Raw genomic sequence first — 19,859 nt, forward strand, 5'->3', positions numbered from 1 at the left:
GAGGCCGGAGCCTCTCTTTCAGGTAAGGGTAAGATAAGAAAAATTCAAAATAATCGCTTGATTTTTAAGATAGTACCTTTTCTCAAGGGAAAGACCGTAGTGGTTATTGCGCACAGGCTCTCCACTGTGAAGAATGCCGATCAGATCATCGTTTTGGAAGAAGGCAAGGTAGCGGAGAGCGGCACGCATACGGAGTTGGTCTCAAACAGGTCCGAGTACTATAACCTGGTGAAAAACCAGTTGGAGTTAGGAAGTTAACGGCTATCAGTAATAAGTAAAGCTCACGATTTTCAGACAAGTATACACCGCTTTCAGATTGTCTGATGGCAAAGATGGTCTGCGCCTGTAGTAAATTCTGATCTTCTCATGGCAACTCGTTTTGTTTAACTAGATCAATTGCCCGTTTCCACTACTTTATTAATAGTCCGGTTTTTCGGGGGGAGGTCACTTTACCAACTTTCTTTTAAGCCATTTGACAAAGCATTCTCATATTTCTCTTTATTGAAGCGATATAAGTTAGGTGATTTATGTGCCCCTCCACTTTTTCGTGATTCATCCAATTTGTCAAGTATGTCATATCCCATCATTTTACGATAAAAGTTTCCTCTGTTTAATTTCTTCCCTAAAATGATCTCATAGAGTTTCTGAAGTTCAGGCATTGTAAACTTATCAGGCAGCAGACTATAGCCAATAGGTTTGTGAGAAAGTTGCATTCTTAAAGTGGTAAGTGCTTGATCAATAATATATTTATGATCCATGATCAAACTTGGAAGATTTTCAATATCCTTCCACTCACAACTAGATGAAATGCTATCAGGCTTTGGGAGCACAAGGGTATAATCCACTAATGCGTAATATCCAATAGTGACAAATCGCTGTTTGTGCCAAAGTGTATCCGGAAATTCTGAAAAGTAATGTTCAGAACGATTAGGTGAGCCGAAAGCCCTAAACTGTTCAAGGTATATATTTTCAGCACCTGTTCTTTCTTTCAAAGTTCGAATTGCTGAATCATCTATGTCTTCTTCATTGCCTATGTATCCTCCTGGCAAGGCCCATGAATCATCATGTAACCCTTTTAAAAGTAGTACCTTAAGGGTAAAGTCATGAAAACCAAAAACTACACAATCTATTGAAACATGTAATAGATAAAGCTGCCAGGCCTCTTCCGATAGTTCCTTGAATTTCTCCATAGTCTCCTGCTTAGCCTTAGCGGAGGCATTAATATTCTCTATATAATTACTAGTACTCATAATATTAATGATTCTTCTTTAGAGTGATAGAATTGGGATTACCATTAAGTGAGTTGTCAATTCTAATGTTTGAAACCTGCACGATAATATTGTCAATTAGCTTGGAAGCCCTTTGATAGAGCAATTCAACTTGGGGAAAATAACAAAAACTATTATTATAATATCGTGAATTGTGGCCTATAATGCATGATTGTTTCTATAGTAAAATATTAGCTTCATAGCGTTGTAGTGGTTCCGCTCTTATTCAGAGAAGCAGGCAGTTCCTCTAACTATTCTTCTGTTCCTTGTCCTCAGGCACAGGTTCACCACCTCGATGTTCTTGGTGTAGCCCTTCTATCAAATGCTTTTCCCGGGGCAACACTTTTGTGAAAGTAGGCCAGTCTTCGGTACAGAATAGGTCTATGCTGAGTGTTTGCAGCTGTTCGTAAAACCTTTTGACTATGTATTGGCTGAGATTCCCCCAGCTCCAGGCCAGCACCTCGTCGGTTTATGGGGCATAGGCGTAAAACAGCAACCTTTTATGCTTCTTGCGCTGGTCAACACAAGTCCACACCTAATCCAACTGCACTGAGTTATAGATCTTGAGGCGGGGCTTGATCGGCAGGCTCTCGGCTTTCTTGTTAAGCCATTTGAGCACCGTCTGCCGGTGCACGCCTGTCACCTTTTCAATGTCCCGGATGCCGGAGTTCCGCACCAGCATTTGCAGCACCAGTTGTTTGGCCTCAGGCCGGCAGCCTGCCTTCTGGTACACGTACTGGAACTGCTTGCCACAAGCACGGTACAGGAAATTCTGCCTGCCCGTGCGCTTTACGCCGTTTTTGACTACCTTCATACTGGGGCAGCAAGGGTGTTTAGAGGAAGTTATGTGCGAGATAACTTCCTCTAAACACCCTTGCTGCCCTACCTGTTAACTCATCATACATTTTATACTACAACCAAGATTTTTATTATTAACCAAGTTGCGAAGTATAAACAATGAAGCCATTGGGACTTGTTAGGGAATAAAGCGACTAAACTTTAACACTGACTTACCATGAATGACTTCACTATTGCAATTTACTGTTTTATAATGATTATTTAGAGCTGCGTTATTTTTTCATGTAACCCAAGAGGGATAACCAATTCTCTAAAGATACAGTCCACTGATCTACAGGAAGGTTTTGCTTTTTTGTTCCAAAGCCATGTTTCCCTTTGGAATATATGCATTTCCACACTTTTTTCGGCTGCTTTCCATTTCTTATATAGATTAAGGCAACTCATATCAAAATTAAAATCATCATCTTCAGCAGCGGCAATAAAGAGAGGTGGAGCATGAGGTGTTACCTTAGCACTTTCAAATTCGGTGGCAAAAGGATAGATAGATGCCGTAAATGCCGGGGTTATTTCTTTTTCAGAGGCATAAGCCAGACCAAGAGACAGCGTTCCTCCCGCAGAAAAGCCTATAATTCCTACTTTTGAGGGGGCGATCTTCCATTTAGCAGCGTTGGATTTAATATATCTCATGGCTGACTTTCCATCTTTAACAGCTTGTGGCACTCCTGTTGACGCAAGTACTAGGAATTTATCCATATCTTTTGCTTTCTCTCCAATGTCGCCCAAAGGGTTCTTAGGGTCAAGGGGCAATAACCTGTACTTAAGTATAAAAGCAGTGAAACCTCTGCTTGCAAACCATTCCGCAACTTTTGTACCCTCGTTATCAATATCAAGTATGTGGAATGCGCCACCAGGACATATAATAACAGCCGATCCATTTGCTTTAGACGCTTCTGAGGTATAAACTGTTAAGGTAGGCTTTTTTACATTGTACACGGTATGAAGCCCCGTTTTTTGATCTAATAAAATCTGTCCGGTTTCGGTTCCTGAAGGCTTGCCGCCATTTAAATGGATGATTTCCTGGGCAATTGAAGCTTGTTGGATGCCCATAATAAGGAATGCCATAAAAGTTATTAGTCTCATAATGATGTGAGTGTTCGTTAGATTATACTCTTAAGATTTTACTTCCTAATGTACTTAGTCCTCTGCAAGTAAACTCACAGGTACAGCTGCAGTAATTAACCATCAAGGAAAAGCCTCGGGTGAACTCCACCCGAGGCTTTTCCTTGATACAATTAAATGGAAGTGGTAGCCATTAATGCTTCATGTCAGTGAACTGCTTGTCTAAGGCAAAGGCTTTATGCACTTTCTCCACCTCTTGCTCTTTGGCCAGCTTGAACTCCTCAGATTCTCTGATGTCCAGGGAAGAAGCGCCTACTTGTACTTTGTAAGTGCCCGCTTCCGCTACCCAGGCGCTCCGGCTATCCAGGTAGGAGGCCAGATCTTTCGGGTTCAGCGTCATGGTAAGTGTCTGGCTCTCGCCCGGCTTCAAGGTGTTGGTTTTGGCAAATGCTTTCAGCTCAGACTTTGGCTTGTCAATGGTTTTAGACGGAGCAGACAGGTAAAGCTCTACGACTTCCTTACCGGCGGTTTTGCCTGTGTTTTTCACCGTAACTGAAACCTTCAACTTATCATTGAAGCTCTTGCTGCTCAGCTTCAGGTCTGAGTAATTAAACTTGGTGTAAGACAGACCGTATCCAAACTCATAAGAAGGCTTCACGTTGAAGGAGTTGAAATAGCGGTAGCCCACGTATACACCTTCTTCATATGTAACCTCCTTAGGGTTCTCGGCCGGAGTTCCCAGCCAGTTTTTGGCAGAAGGAGTGTCCTCGTACTTCACTGGGAAGGTCATGGTTAGTTTACCGGAAGGGTTCACTTTGCCGGATAATACATCAGCTACAGAGTTGCCTCCTTCCTGACCTGGTTGCCAGGCAAGTAAGATGCCGTCTACTTTGTCTTTCCAGCTGGCTGTTTCAATTACGCCACCAATGTTCAGGATTACCACCACTTTCTTGCCCTTCGCGTGGAAAGCTTCACTTACGTTGTTGATGAGTTCAACTTCATCAGCGCCCAGGTAAAATTCATTTTCAATTGCGCGGTCTCCGCCTTCACCGGAGTTTCTTCCCAAGGTAATAATGGCCAGCTCAGAAGTAGCAGCTGTCTTGTTGATAAGGTCTTTGCTCACTTCCATCTCTTTCAATCTCTTGGGAGGTGACAGTAAGCCTTCTTTCTCACGCCTTTTCGCTTCTACATCATTAGCCTTTTCCGCAAAAGGAACATAGATGCTTTTCAGGTCCTCATCTAATTTGAAGCCTGAGTTGGTAAGACCATCCAAAAGGGAGACCGTGTAAGCTTCGTTCACGTCACCACTTCCCGTACCACCTGAGATAAACGAGTAAGAAGTGACCCCGAAGGCGGCAATAGGGTTTGCTTTAGAAGTGAAAGGCAGTACGTTGCCGTTGTTCTTCAGCAATATTATCCCTTCTGCAGCCGCCTGACGGGTTACTTCCGCATTCCCTTTCAGGTCTGGCTTGTTGGTGTAGTTGTACTTCTGCATAATCGGTGACTTGAACACCATTTCCAGTATTCTCTTCACGTTGGTATCTACCACCTCTTTGGAAAGCTTTCCGCTCTTCATATCGTCAAGAATAGCTTGCTTCTGGGCATTCATGCCAGGCATCAGCAGGTCGTTGCCGGCAGAAAGCTGCGCCGTTACGTTGCTGCTTCCTTTCAGTGATTCAAAACCGGCATAACCACCAAACCAGTCGGTCATCACAATTCCTTTAAAGCCCCACTCATCGCGCAGCACATCGGTTAATAAGTCTTTCCGGGCGGAGGTGTAGGTGCCGTTTACCAGGTTATAGGAAGACATCACCGTCCAGGGCTGAGACTCCTTTACGGCAATCTCAAAGCCTTTGAGGTAGATCTCACGCATAGCTCTCGGGCTCACGTGTACGTTGATGGAAAGGCGGTTCGTCTCTTGATTATTGGCGGCAAAGTGCTTGATGGAAGTACCCACGCCGTTAGACTGAATACCGTTTACCATGGCCGCGGCAATCTTGCCGGAAATAAGAGGGTCTTCTGAGTAGTACTCAAAGTTGCGGCCATTGAGCGGGTTGCGGTGGATGTTAAGGGCAGGAGCCAGCAGCACGTCTATACCATACTCCTTTACCTCATTGCCCATGGCTTTGCCCACGCTCTCAATCAACTGGGTGTTCCAGGTAGAGGCCAGGGCAGTACCTACCGGGAAAGCAGTACTGTAGTAGGTGTTCGCATCATCTTTTCTCTTTGAGTTGATCCGAAGCCCTGCCGGGCCATCGGCCATAATAATCTCTGAAACCCCTAGACGTTTGATTTCATGTGTTCCTCCGGCAGCGCCTGGCACGCGTCCTTCAATGGTGCCAACCACAGGGGCCAGGCCGTCAAAGCCCGGCATGCCGGTGCCAATAAGCATACTGGCTTTCTCTTCATCGGTCATCTGATTGACCAGGTCGTTGATTCTGTCTTGCATAGATAGGCGATAATCCTCATAACGGTCCAGCTTCCCATTGTGGTTCAGGTCCGCAAAAGTGAATCCGTCAATAATTAATTGTTGTGGGTCCTTGTCAGCAGGCGAGGCTTGTGTATTAGGTGCTCCCACCAGGGTAAGGGCGGCAAGTAGTGATACTTGTGCTGCTTTCATATGGTTATATTTCTTCATATAAAAATTGGGTATTTAGTTGATTGTGTATTATTAGAATTTAAAGTTCAGAGAGCCTTCAAGGGTGAACGGGCGGATGTAAGAACCAACTAGTAATTGTCCGTAATAAGGGGTTGGGTCTGTGATCAGCTCGGCTCCGTTGATGGTTCCCTTGGCGCCCCGCTGGTTCAGGAAGTTCACGGCCGTTAAACCAGCATCAAAGTGCTCATTAATTTTGTAGTTCACCCCACCAAAGGTTTCCCAGCGTGGCTCAAAGTATAGCGCGTTGGTGAGGTTAGCGTACTGTTGAGAGAAGTAGCGGAAGCTGGCCCAGACTTTGAAGTTCTTATAGCTGTAGCTTGGGTCAATCTCCATGAGCGTCTTGGAGATTTCCAGCACGTTTTTGTCGTCATAAGAGTAGTTGCGGCCAAAGGCGCTGAAGTTATAGTTCTTGTAAACCGGGTTTTGCAATGTGATGAGGTAGTGCAGGCTAAAGCCCTTGAAAGGATTGGCTACGATATCTGTGGTCCAGCCTATGGTTTGGATATCATAGTACACAGTCACTACCTCAGACTGGCTGGCATTGTCAGGGTTTACCAGGTTTAGCCGTGATTGATAGTTGTTTCTGGTAAGGTAAGTAGCCTGAGACACCAGGCTCAGCTTAGGAGAGTTAAAGTACACGCCAAAGCCCAGCAGTGGGCTTTTGATTTTGGTAAGATTAGGCAAAGCGGCACCAGAGTAGTTCTCAAGACGTTCGTGGTTCTCTGTATACGTAAAGTCTGCTATAAGCCCCGCATTCTTGGTTACTTTAAGGACGGTGTTCACAGACCCGCCTATGTGAAACCAGTCATTGTTGAAGTACGTCTTCTCTGCCTCATTCAGAACTACTCCCGGTGCTCTTGGTGTAAGGTAGTAATCGCCTTTAAGTTTCTGGTACTGCAGGTTAACGCCGTAGTTCACTGAGAAACGGTCAGATAATTTCCAATCATCAGAGAAGAAAACCGAAAGCTTGTTCTCATAACCGTTATGGTACTCGCTCCCCACGTTGTAGTTATAGAAACCTTCTGTATCTGTATTGGAATCGCCGCCCGGGACATTTCTAAGCAGTTTATCAGGAGCGGCTGTAGCAGTTTGGTAGAAGAAAGAGCGATTCGCCCTAAATTCATCTACGTTATAATACTGCTCAGTAAGGCCTATCCGCAATTGGTGAGTCTCTAGCTTTTTATTTAGCTCAAAGCGGGATAAAATGGTTTTGGTAGGAGTGCCAGGCGTGTACATAGCCACCGTGGGATTTACATAGCCAGTATAAGCCACTCCTGTGTTTTTATATGTAAATCCGTCTGTAGCGTATGCCTGGAAAACATTAAGCGGAATAACGCCTAAGTAGGTGGCCTCTGCATAACGGGCACGAGCCATAAAGTTGAACTTCCATCCGTTATTAAGCAAACGATGGCCTATGATGTCAAAGCTGTGAGAGAAGGCGGCAGCATCACTGGTACCCATGTCTCCGTTGACGTATTCTCCTGTAACAAAGTCTTGGAACCGAAGAATGCCATCGTTCACAATATAAGAGTCCCGCCCTATTCTGAAGTTGGGCAGCTCCTCTGCTTTGCCGCCTTCATTATATTGGAAAAGAGCATAGTTGGTTAAAGAAGCAGAGTTGGCATATTTGTAGAGAAAGCTGATTTCACCCTTCTGGTTGGCAAACCGCTTGGTTAAGCCGGCCCTGTAAATCTGAGTGCGGTCTGAGTAGGTCGCAAATTTCAAATCATAGGTGCTTGGGTCATAGTTGGCATAAGCTCCGGCTGTGTAAAACCAGTTTTTGCCCAGAGGCCCTGAGATGTTCACATCGCCTTTCAGCCAGCCAAAATGACTGCCGGAGATGTTGCCCACCAATTCAAACTTGTCTCCACCCAGCTTAGTGTAGGAATTTACAGCAAAACCCAGTTCGCCAGTGGTAATGGCTGCTTCGCCAATCTTCATCAAGCCCGTTCTGCCCAAACTCACGCTCGGTCTCCAGGTGCGGTTTGGTAATTCAGGCCAGAAATAATACACCACCGGAAGGTCATTTTCCATAATGGTGATTCCACCCACAGAGGAAGGAAGCCCAATGTTTACCTCGCGTGGGCCAGTGTTATTAGCTGCATTGAGCATTACATTCCGATTCTTCTCCTCCTTCGTGTCTGTTTCCTCCAACCTTATTTTGGTGCTGTCAGCCATCGTTGGCACAGTATTTTGCGCATAAAGGGTGATGCTCTGGAATAGCGATATCCCTAAAGCGGTGAGTAATGCTTTTTTCATCCCGTGCTTATTTATAGAGTTTCCAAACTTTGTTTTATTATTGCTTCATAATGAAGCAATAATAAAACAAAGTTTGGAAACAAACAATAGTTCGCAAGAAAAAGCATGAACTATCTGAATTGAGGAAATAATAAGATTAGTAATATTGAGTATAGGCATCCATCAGTTAAAACGCCATGAGAGGATCCTTAGGCTCCATCACTACTGCCTTTCAAAGAAGGATTGGATTAGGCAAACCGCTTAAGAAGTTTTATGAGCATGTGCTCGCCTTGCCTCTCAGTATCAGCCAGCGCATCAATTTTCGACAGCTTGCCCGCCACAGCAGCTGTGTTCGCCTGCATTTTGAGCAGTACTTGCAGACATCTTTCTTTTGAGATGATCTGGCACAAAACCATGAGAGAAGTGTTTGGAAAAGCGCTGGTTTTGAGTCTTTGTTTTCATCTCTAAATTTCCCGTGACATGAAAATCATCAAGCAGTCCGTGGGAGCTGACATCGCTAAAGGCAAGTTCGACGCCTGCTTCTCGGTGCTCACCCATGAGCAGCGCGTGGTAGTGAAAGCCGCCCTGCAAATTCTCAAACTCTCACTGAGGCTTTGCTGAGTTTACCCGGTGGTTGAGCAAATGGGAGGACCCGTCAGCGGAACTGATATTCATTATGGAGGCCTCCGGGGTATACCATGGAACCTGGCCTGGCAGCTCCACCGGGCGGGCCGCAAGGTAACTATCTTGCTTCTGCATTTAGCTATGGGCTGGAGCCATTTTGCCTCCAAAGTAGCCTTTGACTAGTCCGAATAAAGGGAGGTGCTCAATTGGCAAGCAGAAGGAGCATGAGCTCGCACCGTTTTTTTAATTAGCCTCAAGAAAGGGAGAGCAGCCGCTGTCACGGCAACAGCAAGGAAGCTGGCCATCATTATTTGGAACATGGTCACCAAAGCAGAGACGTGCAAGAAAAACGAGATAAGGGAAAGCAGAGAAAAAAGCAGGCGGACAGACGTATTCATGAGCTTAAACTGAGTCCGAGCGAACTTAAAAAACTTTTCTCAAAAGCCTCTTAGCTTGTTAGTTGAAATGAAGTTGTACAGAAAAAGTTGAACCAAAAATTCTTTACTTATGGAATAACTTTTTTTAGCATAAGACATTCTAAGTAAATAAGGAATAAACATAAGGCAATAATAGAATGCATTAGAATACTAGCGGGGGTGAATCTTACTTGTTAGTCGATTTGACCCTACTATTAATATAACTGAACGAAAAACAAATTGTGCCGCAATAAGCAAAGGTAAAAGTGACTTATTTTGCTACGTTTGATTTTGTATTTTAGCGCTGATGGACGATATTAAGACCTTTTCCCTTTCAAAGCATAGCCGGCTTTTTTCTGTACAGGATAACAATCGGGAGTATCTCTTTGTACAGGCGGCCGATCATCCTTACCTGGAGGAGCCCTACCGGGCAGAGAGTTATGCAATAGCCTTTCTGAAAGAAGGTGGTATTCATCTGCAAGCTGGCTTGAAACATCACGATATAGAGGCGCCTTCTATTATTGCTCTAGCACCGTCTGTCATCCGAAGCTTCCGCAAACGCAAGGACTTGATGAAGATGGACATTTTGTTCTTCAAGGATACCTTTTTACTGGAAAGACATGCAGACCTTTTTTTTCTGGTTAAACATAACTTCTTTGAAACTAATGACCTGCATGTAGTGCACCTGGAGCCCCTATACGAAACCAGGTTTAAAAAAATATTTGAGCTGATTGAGTTAACCCAATCTGTTGTCAATCATCATCAGGCTGAAATTATCAGGAACTATATTTTTGCCTTGGTATATGAAATAGATGCTTATTACCGGCAATATTCCTTAGGAACGCAAACGCTTCTTAATGCCTATCCCTTATTCGCCAAATTCAGGCAGTTGTTAGCCCGCAACTATATGAAAGAACGGAAATTGGATTTCTATGCTCGGCAACTGCATGTAACCCGCAAATACCTTTCCGCAGCGATTAAAAAACAAACTGGAAAGTCAGCTGGTGAATGGATAGATGAAACCATTACCCTGGAGGCAAAGGTGCTCCTGCAAAACAGAATGCTTACTGTCTCCCAGGTCAGCGAGATGTTGAATTTTTCAGATCAATCGGTGTTCGGAAAGTTTTTCAAAGCTAATACAGGCATGTCTCCCGTTGAGTACCGGAAAAAGACATAAGTCAACACAACCTGCAACTCCTCCCTTTTTATATTTGAAGCATTTTATGGTTTAGTAATACAAGACATTTCGACCAAAACTCAGGCCTTTTAGCCTATCTTTGCATGTTTTTTAAGCGCAACTTTGTCTCATCAAAATTCTGTAGTGGTATTGATGCATGGATAATTTAGCAACCTGATGGTCCTTGAGTCAATAGATGGCATTGCTTGATTCAGTTGAAAAGCTGTCTACCTAGTGTGGCTTGAAGGCGTATCCATAAGGATGATAGGAAAAAGACATAGCGTGAGTTCTGCAATGAAGAGGTGTTCGTGCTGAATACCAACTCTCTACTCTCTTTTGTGCTTACAGTCCAAGAACATCTCACATTAAGCAGAAGCGGCTCAAGCGAACTAATCGATAGACTACCTCATTTAAAACATTAAAAATGAATGATCTTTAAATCGATGAAGTGTTAAATGAATAGATATTTTTTAGTTGATAGGCGATCAGGGTACTAAAAGTAACCAGTAGTGCAGTCTTTTACTTTCCAAAAAGTCAAGCAGCAAAATGGGACAAAGCCTCGCTTGTGAAGATCGGAATGGTGCTTGTAAAACTACTTTGTGATCAGTAAATGCCAATACGAAGAAATCTCCTATGTATAAATGGTAATCAATATATTAACCATTAGAATTAAATAAATTATGGAAATTACAGCAGCTGTCGTTAAAGAGAAGTGGAGCAATTTTGAATTGACTAAAGTTGTGCTCGACCAACCTAAAAGTGATGAAGTCTTAGTGAAAATCGTTGCTACCGGTATCTGCCATACGGATATGGTGGCACGCGATTTCATCATGGGAGCGCCTAACTTTCCGGTGATTCTGGGGCATGAAGGTGCGGGTATCATAGAAAGCGTAGGTGCCGATGTACATCATCTAAACGTCGGTGACCACGTGGTATTGACCTATGGTTATTGTGGGGAATGTGAGATCTGCCGGTCTGGTAATCCTGCGTACTGCCATGACTTTTTTCAGCGGAACTTCTCCGGTGCACGGGTAGACGGCTCACACAGCCACCATTATCATGATGCTAAGGCCATCCATGATAATTTCTTTTCTCAGTCTTCCTTTGCCACCTACGCCGTTGCCCACAAAAACAATGTTATACGGGTGCCCAAAGATGCCCCGCTGGAAATCTTAGGTCCCTTGGGTTGTGGAATACAAACCGGAGCTGGGGCCATTATCAATTCCCTGAGGGTGAAAGTTGGTAGTTCTGTCTTGATAACTGGAACAGGCGCTGTGGGATTATCCGCTCTGATGGCAGCCAAAGCATCTTCAGCCACTACCATTATTGCGGTAGACATTAACGATGAACGTCTGGAGTTCTCAAAGGAATTGGGTGCAACCCATACGATCAACAGCCTGAGGGAGGACGTATCGCAGCGGATTCGCGAAATACTGCCCAATGGGGTCCAGTATGGTGTAGATACCACCGGAAGGAATGAAGTAATCAATAACATACTCTCAAGCCTTGCGCCAGTGGGCGAGTTGGTGTGTATCGGGGTAGCCCGAAAGCCCCTGGAGCTGGAAACCAATATTTTCCTGACCAAAGGTTATAAAATCAAGTTTATCAACCAGGGAGACAGTGTTCCGCAGGAGTTTATCCCTAAACTGATTCACATGTATCAGGGCGGGCAGTTCCCTTTTAACAAGTTGATCAAAAAATACGCTTTCCAGGATATCAACCAAGCCATTGAAGATTCTGAAAAAGGCAGGACCATTAAATCCGTGTTACTGATTGGCAATTATAACAACTGAATCTTACATCAAAGCGCACCTTTAAAAATCTGAAGGTGCGCTGTTTTTCCTCGATAAAATCAGAACATGAGAGCTATGACCTTTTTATTCGTGGTGGCTTTCCTTGTAAAAGTTAGGTTTTCGGGGGCTTTTTGCCCAGAAGCAGGCTGGGTACCTAGTCATAGAGACAGAAGCTATAGAATTCGTTAAGAAGTCTCACTTTGAAATTAGTGCGGAACTGGACCATGCTCAGATCGGAGAAGGCATGTAATCTGGTAATGTTAATGGTGTTGCAGTGAGTGCATGGGTGGTAAACCTTGATTATTTCCTTTCTGAAAAGTGAAGCATTGTAAACATAGTGATATTATGCTGGAGAATTTTTTATGTGCTAAGTAATATAGAATAAATAGTTGAGAGAAACTACCTTATCATTTTGTTGCCTTCTCAGGATATGAGTTCGCCAGGCGCACTTCTCCTTAATAGGTTCAATAGGTGTGGAGCGGAATATGGAAAAGAACTTTTTTAGGTACCGTGCTGGTAAAGAGTAAAGCTTGAGTTTTCAAAAAAGCTTGGAATAGAGTGCCGTTCTTGATTATGACTATAAAGTCAAAGGCTGCAATAGTTGGAACATTGGCTTAGGCATAGGCAAGTTCCGAGCCTATAGAAAACTTCAACCTAAACTAAATTGTAGAGTTTAAGACTTTCCCATATGTAAGGCTTGTACCAGAGATCTCTATTAGACTTTATGATAATGAAATTTTAAACAGCGTCTTCAACTGTTGACTGACTATCTGTCTAAGTAATTTAGGTACCTGCCGCTTCATAATAACCGTTTAACAGAAGTTGCACCTCTCGAAGAATTCTAACAGGCGGTGACGCATGAAAGATGCCACCGTTAAAAAGCAAATTGGGCTAAGCTTCGGACTTGCCTTCCAAAAAAAACATTTACCATAAAAGAGCACATTATGCTTTACATCACCGCTGCAATTAAAGTAAAACCTGAGGCTATTGAAGCCTTGACGGACATATTTGAACCACTGGTTACCGCCACCCGGCGCGAACAGGGTTGCCACCGCTATGAGGCGCATCGCCCAACGGATGATCCTGCTACTATCATCATGCTGGAAGAGTGGCAATCTGAAGAAAGTATACAGGCTCATAACCAATCGGAGCATTTCCAGCAGTTTATAACCAGCATTGAGCCACTGCTAGCCGAGCCGTTACAGATTTACATCACGCAAAAATTTTTTTAACCAGCTTACCCCTAGAAAAAAGCAACTGACAATTGCTGTTGTCAGTTGCTTTTTTCTAGGGGTATTGAGTTGGCTCCCGTATGGTTTTCCGGACGGCGCTATTTGGGTAGTTCCATGTTTATGCGTAAAAACTTATCAATCTTCGCTGGTTCATAAGCATAATGTTTTGAATCATAAATGATGTGATTTTGCACACATCTCGCCTTCCGCATCATAATATGTATTATCGAACCCAGCCGGCTTTTACCAGATAAGCCATTTCGACTAATAGTCAAGCCTTTTAGCCCACTTTTATGGGTTGCTAAAACGTAGTTTTGCCGAATCAAAAGTCCCGCAAGTTTTTTAGGCATGACTAGTTCAAACAACCAAGCTCCGCAAGACAAAAAGGAGGCGCTGCTGAATGCAGCTGAAGAGCTGTTTGCCGAGTACGGCTTTGAAGGCTCTTTCATAAGAATGGTAACAGAAAGATATGGCGTGAATTCGGCGATGATCAATTATCACTTCGGCTCGAAGAAAGCCTTTTTTGTTGCCATATTTGAGTTCAGGTTAGAGCAGATCAATCATGAGGTTAGGGAACTAGGAAGCTTTGCCTTGAACCCATATCAAAGTTTAAAAGCCTATCTGAATACTTTCATCCGCCGCATAGAATTGAATCATGGCTTACACCAGCTGCTCCGCAATCCTCTTGCCACAAGGCAATACCCTGCCGCCGTCACACTGGTATCCAAAGCTGGGGAGCAGGTTTTCATGCTGATCAGGAGTATTGGTCAGGAAGGTACCAAAACAGGGTGTTTTAGAAGAGTGGAGGTAGAGATGTTTGCAATGAATGTGCTCTTTCTGCTCCCTTACGTTCTTACCTGCGAAATGGTAACCCTTACTCGCCCCAATTGCACGCCCTTGAGTCTGCCCAGGCGGACCGCTTTGGCAAATTGGATAATTACCTATCTCCTGGTATCAATTTCTATCATAGAGCCTGTAAGTTATGAAGTATCTAATGGTTAGATATGCTTTGAATAGGAGGGAGTTGATAGTGCTTTTTATAATCCTGCTAGCAATCCCTTTTCTATTGAAGACTAATTTAGCAAGTGCCCAGGGCATTAGTAGTAGCCGGTACAAACTTTCTCTTTCGGAAGCTATACAATTTGCCAAAAGCCAGAATAAATGGGTGCAGGCAGCTATAACAGCAGAAAACGCCGCTGCTGAAGATCGCCAGGATGCTTATAATGCGGCGTTGCCCGCCGTTAACGCCAGTGCATCCTACCAAAGGTTTTCTGATTTAACCCTTTTTACAAATGGACTGGAGCAATCAACCACTGGACCGAGAAAGCCGACACCCAATGCCGCGGCCTTGGGCGTTGATGCCCTTTTTAATATTTACAGCGGGGGCAGGCAGCGTGCCCTGCAAAGCGAGCAGGATGCCCGCCTAAAATTAGCAGAACTGAATTCGCAGGACCAGGCTGGTAATATTGCCTTGCAGACGGCTACGCAGTATCTGGAACTAGTACGGCTGAATGATTTGCACAAATTTATCCAGGATCAGCTGAAAAGGGCACAAACCCGCTTAAGTAACATTAACTCCCTTTATAAAAACCAAAAGGTAACCCGGAGTGATGTGTTACGGGCAGAAGTAATGTTATCAAATGTCGAGCTCACTTTAGAGCAAAACGAAAATGATATTATTATCGCCAATCAGAAACTGAATGTACTGATGAATCTTCCAGATTCCGTTTCCATTTTGCCTGCCGATTCTGCCGGGATGCCTAAACCAGAGATTACTGTGCTTTTGCCGTTACTAGAAGAGACAGAGGCTGCTTCCTATGCTATTCAAAAGTCCGGTCAGAATATACAGGTGCAAAGGGCAAGAGTCAGAAGCATACAAAGCAACAGTATGCCTTCACTCAGTTTCTATACGGCCTACGGGCTAAACTACCCGAATTACCTGTTCTTCCCGCCGATAGACCAAGCGTATACCATTGGCTTTGTTGGGCTAAGGGCTCAGTACGGCATCTCCTCCCTTTACCATAATAAAAGCAAAATCGCTGCCAGCCAACTTAGAGTCCAGGAACTCCAGTTACAGCAGCAGGCCGTAGCCGATAACGTTCGTGTAGAGGCGAATGCTCACTACATCAAGTACAGAGAAGCCCTTAACCGGATCAGGGTAAATGAGCGCTCAGTTGCACAAGCCCGGGAAAACTACCGGATTGTCAGTACAAAATACTTTAACCAGCTGGCCCTGTTAACAGACCTGCTCGATGCCGACAATTTGTACCAGGAATCCAGGTTCAACCTGATTCGGGCGCAAACGGATGCCCTTGCCATCTATTACCGCCTGCTTTATACCAGCGGGAAATTATAAACCATCATCCTGAAAAATGAACAAAGATCATCATAAAACCCACCCGGGAAATATTATCATTACCATTATAGCCGTATTATTAGTTTTGGCAGGAGCTGGGTATTTCATTTATTTCTGGCAATACTCCCGAAACCATGAAGAAACCAATGATGCCCAGGTAGAAGCCTATATCAATCCTGTTTCGGCCAGAGCAGGTGGCTATATTCAGCGGGTTTACTTTGAAGAGCATCAATTGGTTAAAGAAGGGGATACCTTGGTGATACTGGACGACCGGGAATACCAGGCACAACTACAATCGGCCGAAGCAGCTGTGGAGGATGCCTATGCCCAGCAAACTGTGCTTGCTGCCAGTATTCGCTCGGCAGAACTTGGCACCCGGGTAAACGAGGATCAGATTAAGGGTGCAGAGGCCAGGTACCGGCAGCAGCAACAGGATATCAAACGTTATCGCAACCTGCTGAAAGAGGAGGCGGTAACCGGGTCTGAATTTGAGCAGGTAAAAGCCCGCTACGAAGTAACGGCAAGCGATTTCAGTGCCGCAAAAAACAACCTGGCAATGAATTTAGCGAAGATCCAGGAACTCAAAACGCGTTTTGCCTTACTAAAAGCCGATATTAAAAAGAAGGAAGCCGCACTGGAACTGGCCAGGCTAAATCTATCCTATACTGTTATCCGGGCACCCTATTCTGGTCGGCTAGGACGAAAGAACATTATGGAGGGGCAGCAAATTCAGCCTGGCCAGCCTCTGGTTAGCATTATTAATGAAAATGAGAAATGGGTTATTGCGAACTTCAAGGAAACGCAGGTAGAAGGGATGTATATAGGCCAGCCCGTCGAGATTCGCATAGACGCGATTGACGGTAAAGTGTTTGAAGGCCAGGTTGAAGCCATAGCGGGATCAACCGGTTCCAAGTTTTCACTTTTACCCCCAGATAATTCCACTGGAAATTTTGTCAAAATTGTTCAGCGAATCCCCGTAAAGATTGCATTTACGGATACAAGAATCTCCGCAGTGGTTCCTGGCATGAACGCTACTGTCGCGGTAAAGAAAGGGAAGTGATGAAAAAGCCCGAGTATTTTAAAGCATGGATTACAGGATGGGACTGGGGTATACGAATAGCACTTTTTCTTATCCTGCTGTCTGCCCTCGTGCAGTTCGGTATGTTTGCCCTTACTCAGAATTATATGGTTGCCTATATGGGCGCACAACCAGAAGACATCTCCTATTCTTTGCTGCTAACCAATGCCGGTATTATTTCGATTCTGCCGGTTCAGTTTCGCTTTTTAAGGTATTTTGAAACGCGCAGTTACCTGTTGGTCAACATTATCCTGGCAATCATCCTGAACCTATTGTGTTTATATTGCGATAATATTTTTTTCTTTTTTATCCTGCGGTTTTTGCAAGGCATATTAGTCGCCAATACAGCCGCATGTATTCTGATCGTGATTTTTTCGCGTATATCGAAAGAAAAATCACTAGCGGTCGGGTCAGCTGTTTTTTATGGAGCGATATTGAGTAATACCGTGATAATTGGCATGGTGGCGGCATTCGTGGTAACTACCTGGGATTGGAAAGCTACCTATTATTTTCTGATCCTTTTTCAGTTATTCATCCTGCTTATCATCCTGCTGATATTCAAGCCGGTAAATGGAATTAAGAGGTACCCCTTATACCAGATTGATTGGGCGGGCTTTATCATTTTTAGCTTTGCGGCATCGACATTCGGCTACCTGATGATTTATGGATCGAAATACTACTGGTTCTCAGACCAACGTATACAATTAGCAGGTTTTATTTCCATTACTGGTACTGTTCTTTTTCTGTACCGGCAACTTACTGTTAAAAGGCCATTGATCCAGCTTGCAGTTTTCAGGTCTACTAACATGGTGATAGGGCTTTGTTTACTGGGCATCTATTATGGGAGCAAAGACACGATCAATCTTATTTACAATTATGCCGGCAGTACCTTAAAGTGGAGTACGGCTCAGGTGATGGCATTGGGGTGCTGTAACGTGGCAGGAATTGTACTGTTCATGATTATCTCTACCCAAATCATGGTCCGTAACAGAAATTCTATAAGGGCGCTCCTATGTACAGGATTTTCCCTCATGGTCTTCTACAACCTTTGGATGTATTTTATGATGACTCCTGATCTGGCTTTTACAGACCTTATTTTTCCTGTCTTTTTACAGGGTGCCTCGTCGGGATTATTGTTTTTACCAATTGTCATATTTATACTATCCTCAGCACCTCCTAATACTGGTACATCTGGTTTGGTAGTAGCCGCTTATGCTCGTTTTATAGCTGCCTTAAATTCTTTTGCGGGATTTTATAACCTTCAGTTATACTTTAATCAGTATTTCAAAGAAGGTTTTATGGGCTATTTGACTGGTGAAACGCAGCAAACTGTCACGCGGATAGCTACCTATCGGCAGATGTACGCATCCAAAGGATTTACCTCGGAGCAAGCCTCAGCTCTTGCCATGAAAGCAATCGGCCAAAACTTATCCCTGCAAACGCAACTGTTAACAAACAGGGCAGTCTTTATGACGCTGGCAATCATCCTGGCTATTGTTGCTTTTCTTGTCTTGACGGTCCCTTCCATCAGCAAAACCTACCTGCACTGGAACAAACGGATGTTTACGCCTCCGCGGGGATAACCGGCGCTGGCATTTGGCGGAGTTGGAAAGAAGTCCGCATGAAAAAAATGATCAGCAATTTGAGAATCTTCAGGTAACCTAATATTCAAAATCAGAAGAAAAAATTCAGTATGAGCCCTTAGTTACTACATACATAAGATTAGATCATTTTTATTCAATCCAACTGCTATAAAATTCCATTCTAATGTAAGCAGATATTTAAATTAAATATGCTGATAATCAGCAGGAATTAGTTTGTCACAGCCTACATAAGCAGGCATTAAATACACAAAAATGAAAGGGAAATACAGAATTTTATTATCGGCTATTTTGATTATGGTTGGACTACAAATGAGTGCTCAGGCACAAGAATACAGGTCTGCAACAAAGTACGGTGAACCGGGGAAAGCGCCGGGAATGAAAGTTAAATTGCTAAGTACAGTTGGTGATGTTAAGACCTACGCGGTAATTTTATCTAAAGGGGATGAGGCTGTATCCGGACTGACAGAATTTGCAGAAAAGTATAACGTAAAAAGTGGGCATTATCAAGCCATAGGAGATGCCATGCATATAGAAGTAGGCTGGTTCGATTACAACCGAAAGCAATTTCTGGTTGTGCCTATTGATACAGCCGAAATTACTTCATTTACGGGCGATATTGCCTGGTACAAAAACAAACCGGTAGCCCACACCCACATGACGGCTTCCTTAAAAGATGGTTCAGTAAAGGGCGGGCATTTGCTACAGTTAATAGTTGGGCCAACGCTTGAGATTATTGTTACGGTGGAACCAACCTATTTGTACAAAAAGCTGAATGAAGAATTTCAAGCAGGGTTGATTGACCCGGATATTAAAAAATAACAGTAATGCAGGAAGAAGAATATAGATCCGCATCGCAGGAAGTGGAACCGGGTAAGGCACCTACCATGAAAGTTAAATTATTGAGTTCTGTAGGGGATGTTAGAACATATATGGTGATTTTCTCCAAAAATGATGAGGTAGTCTCGGGTTTAACAGAATTTGCGCTGAATTACAATGTCAAAAGCGCTCATTTTCACGGCATAGGAAGTGCATTTAGCTTAGAGTTGGGATGGTTTGATTTTGACCGCTTGCAATACCAGGTTATTCCAATGGGAATTGCTGAAGTAACTTCCTTTATGGGCAATATAACCTGGTTAAATGAAAAACCAATCGTACACGCACATGCCACAGCTTCCTTAAGGGACGGAATAGTGAAAGGCGGGCATTTATTGGCACTCAATGTAGGACCTACTTTTGAGGTAATTGTTACGGTAGAGCCAACCTTTTTATACAAAAAGCTTGATCAGGAATTCCAGGCAGGTATGATCGTTTAAATAGATGATTAGATAAAAAGCTGTTTAGAGTTTTATAGAACAATGTGTTTCTGCCCAAAGTAAACCCTTCCGGCTACTGCTGTTTCGGTCCTCTTTAAAAAAAGGCCGAAACGGCAGTAGGATTCTTATTTCTCCGTCAGAATACCCGCTTTGTTCGAAAACCCTAAACAGCTTCTATGTTACT

15 protein-coding genes and 2 pseudogenes are annotated in these 19,859 nt (G+C 43.8%); 11 read left to right on the forward strand and 6 right to left on the reverse strand.

Features of this window, described 5'->3' with window-relative positions; translation table 11 throughout:
• Positions 1-258, forward strand: a pseudogene (locus LN995_RS18690) (peptidase domain-containing ABC transporter); the annotation flags it as partial.
• 191 nt (positions 259-449) lie between these two features.
• Here the strand turns inward: LN995_RS18690 and LN995_RS18695 are convergent.
• The 6 genes and pseudogenes from LN995_RS18695 to LN995_RS18720 form a co-directional block, all read right to left on the reverse strand.
• Positions 450-1,190, reverse strand: a complete 741-nt coding sequence (locus LN995_RS18695; RefSeq protein WP_229962612.1) for an NUDIX hydrolase — start codon at positions 1,188-1,190, stop codon at positions 450-452.
• A gap of 237 nt (positions 1,191-1,427) precedes the next feature.
• A pseudogene (locus LN995_RS22255) lies at positions 1,428-2,082 on the reverse strand (IS1 family transposase).
• Positions 2,083-2,327: 245 nt separating this feature from the next.
• On the reverse strand, positions 2,328-3,188 hold the full coding sequence (locus LN995_RS18705; protein WP_229962614.1) for an alpha/beta hydrolase: 861 nt from the start codon (positions 3,186-3,188) through the stop codon (positions 2,328-2,330).
• Between the two features lie 190 nt (positions 3,189-3,378).
• Entirely contained in the window at positions 3,379-5,823 is a 2,445-nt protein-coding gene (locus LN995_RS18710; protein WP_229962615.1) for a glycoside hydrolase family 3 N-terminal domain-containing protein, read from the reverse strand.
• A gap of 33 nt (positions 5,824-5,856) precedes the next feature.
• A complete protein-coding gene (locus tag LN995_RS18715; RefSeq protein WP_229962616.1) occupies positions 5,857-8,103 on the reverse strand; it encodes a TonB-dependent receptor in 2,247 nt (748 codons plus the stop codon).
• Between the two features lie 294 nt (positions 8,104-8,397).
• On the reverse strand, positions 8,398-8,640 hold the full coding sequence (locus LN995_RS18720) for a hypothetical protein (RefSeq protein WP_229962617.1): 243 nt from the start codon (positions 8,638-8,640) through the stop codon (positions 8,398-8,400).
• Positions 8,641-8,724: 84 nt separating this feature from the next.
• Here LN995_RS18720 and LN995_RS18725 point away from each other — a divergent pair, with 84 nt between their 5' ends.
• The 10 genes from LN995_RS18725 (at position 8,725) to LN995_RS18770 (ending at position 19,675) form a co-directional block, all read left to right on the forward strand.
• Complete coding sequence (locus LN995_RS18725) at positions 8,725-8,889, forward strand: hypothetical protein (protein ID WP_229962618.1); 165 nt, start codon at positions 8,725-8,727, stop codon at positions 8,887-8,889.
• 540 nt (positions 8,890-9,429) lie between these two features.
• The gene (locus LN995_RS18730; protein ID WP_229962619.1) at positions 9,430-10,299 is read left to right on the forward strand and encodes a helix-turn-helix domain-containing protein; all 870 of its coding nucleotides are present in this window, start codon (positions 9,430-9,432) and stop codon (positions 10,297-10,299) included.
• A 680-nt stretch (positions 10,300-10,979) separates the two neighbouring features.
• Positions 10,980-12,092, forward strand: a complete 1,113-nt coding sequence (locus LN995_RS18735) for an NAD(P)-dependent alcohol dehydrogenase (RefSeq protein ID WP_229962620.1) — start codon at positions 10,980-10,982, stop codon at positions 12,090-12,092.
• Positions 12,093-13,036: 944 nt separating this feature from the next.
• A complete protein-coding gene (locus tag LN995_RS18740) occupies positions 13,037-13,324 on the forward strand; it encodes a putative quinol monooxygenase (protein WP_229962621.1) in 288 nt (95 codons plus the stop codon).
• Positions 13,325-13,672: 348 nt separating this feature from the next.
• Positions 13,673-14,326, forward strand: a complete 654-nt coding sequence (locus tag LN995_RS18745; protein ID WP_229962622.1) for a TetR/AcrR family transcriptional regulator — start codon at positions 13,673-13,675, stop codon at positions 14,324-14,326.
• Positions 14,327-14,390: 64 nt separating this feature from the next.
• Positions 14,391-15,680 carry a TolC family protein gene (locus LN995_RS18750; RefSeq protein ID WP_229962623.1) on the forward strand — a complete coding sequence of 430 codons (1,290 nt, stop codon included), beginning with the start codon at positions 14,391-14,393 and terminating at the stop codon, positions 15,678-15,680.
• A gap of 16 nt (positions 15,681-15,696) precedes the next feature.
• Positions 15,697-16,740 carry an HlyD family secretion protein gene (locus LN995_RS18755; RefSeq protein WP_229962624.1) on the forward strand — a complete coding sequence of 348 codons (1,044 nt, stop codon included), beginning with the start codon at positions 15,697-15,699 and terminating at the stop codon, positions 16,738-16,740.
• Positions 16,740-18,341 carry an MFS transporter gene (locus LN995_RS18760; protein WP_229962625.1) on the forward strand — a complete coding sequence of 534 codons (1,602 nt, stop codon included), beginning with the start codon at positions 16,740-16,742 and terminating at the stop codon, positions 18,339-18,341. Before LN995_RS18755 ends, LN995_RS18760 begins: the two co-directional genes overlap by 1 nt.
• A 273-nt stretch (positions 18,342-18,614) precedes the next feature.
• On the forward strand, positions 18,615-19,181 hold the full coding sequence (locus tag LN995_RS18765) for a PPC domain-containing DNA-binding protein (RefSeq protein WP_229962626.1): 567 nt from the start codon (positions 18,615-18,617) through the stop codon (positions 19,179-19,181).
• Positions 19,182-19,186: 5 nt separating this feature from the next.
• Positions 19,187-19,675, forward strand: a complete 489-nt coding sequence (locus LN995_RS18770; RefSeq protein ID WP_229962627.1) for a PPC domain-containing DNA-binding protein — start codon at positions 19,187-19,189, stop codon at positions 19,673-19,675.
• The last annotated feature ends 184 nt before the right edge of the window (positions 19,676-19,859 follow it).

The sequence above is a fragment of the Pontibacter silvestris genome (genome assembly GCF_020907275.1).
Lineage (GTDB): Bacteria > Bacteroidota > Bacteroidia > Cytophagales > Hymenobacteraceae > Pontibacter > Pontibacter silvestris.

What these genes read in the sequence shown, in the direction of transcription:
- LN995_RS18695 (WP_229962612.1), bottom strand. Translation starts at nt 1,190, where the DNA reads ATGGAGAAATTCAAGGAACTATCGGAAGAGGCCTGGCAGCTTTATCTA.
- LN995_RS18705 (WP_229962614.1), bottom strand. Translation starts at nt 3,188, where the DNA reads ATGGCATTCCTTATTATGGGCATCCAACAAGCTTCAATTGCCCAGGAA.
- LN995_RS18710 (WP_229962615.1), bottom strand. Translation starts at nt 5,823, where the DNA reads ATGAAGAAATATAACCATATGAAAGCAGCACAAGTATCACTACTTGCC.
- LN995_RS18715 (WP_229962616.1), bottom strand. Translation starts at nt 8,103, where the DNA reads ATGAAAAAAGCATTACTCACCGCTTTAGGGATATCGCTATTCCAGAGC.
- LN995_RS18720 (WP_229962617.1), bottom strand. Translation starts at nt 8,640, where the DNA reads ATGGGTGAGCACCGAGAAGCAGGCGTCGAACTTGCCTTTAGCGATGTC.
- LN995_RS18725 (WP_229962618.1), top strand. Translation starts at nt 8,725, where the DNA reads ATGGGAGGACCCGTCAGCGGAACTGATATTCATTATGGAGGCCTCCGG.
- LN995_RS18730 (WP_229962619.1), top strand. Translation starts at nt 9,430, where the DNA reads ATGGACGATATTAAGACCTTTTCCCTTTCAAAGCATAGCCGGCTTTTT.
- LN995_RS18735 (WP_229962620.1), top strand. Translation starts at nt 10,980, where the DNA reads ATGGAAATTACAGCAGCTGTCGTTAAAGAGAAGTGGAGCAATTTTGAA.
- LN995_RS18740 (WP_229962621.1), top strand. Translation starts at nt 13,037, where the DNA reads ATGCTTTACATCACCGCTGCAATTAAAGTAAAACCTGAGGCTATTGAA.
- LN995_RS18745 (WP_229962622.1), top strand. Translation starts at nt 13,673, where the DNA reads ATGACTAGTTCAAACAACCAAGCTCCGCAAGACAAAAAGGAGGCGCTG.
- LN995_RS18755 (WP_229962624.1), top strand. Translation starts at nt 15,697, where the DNA reads ATGAACAAAGATCATCATAAAACCCACCCGGGAAATATTATCATTACC.
- LN995_RS18760 (WP_229962625.1), top strand. Translation starts at nt 16,740, where the DNA reads ATGAAAAAGCCCGAGTATTTTAAAGCATGGATTACAGGATGGGACTGG.
- LN995_RS18765 (WP_229962626.1), top strand. Translation starts at nt 18,615, where the DNA reads ATGAAAGGGAAATACAGAATTTTATTATCGGCTATTTTGATTATGGTT.
- LN995_RS18770 (WP_229962627.1), top strand. Translation starts at nt 19,187, where the DNA reads ATGCAGGAAGAAGAATATAGATCCGCATCGCAGGAAGTGGAACCGGGT.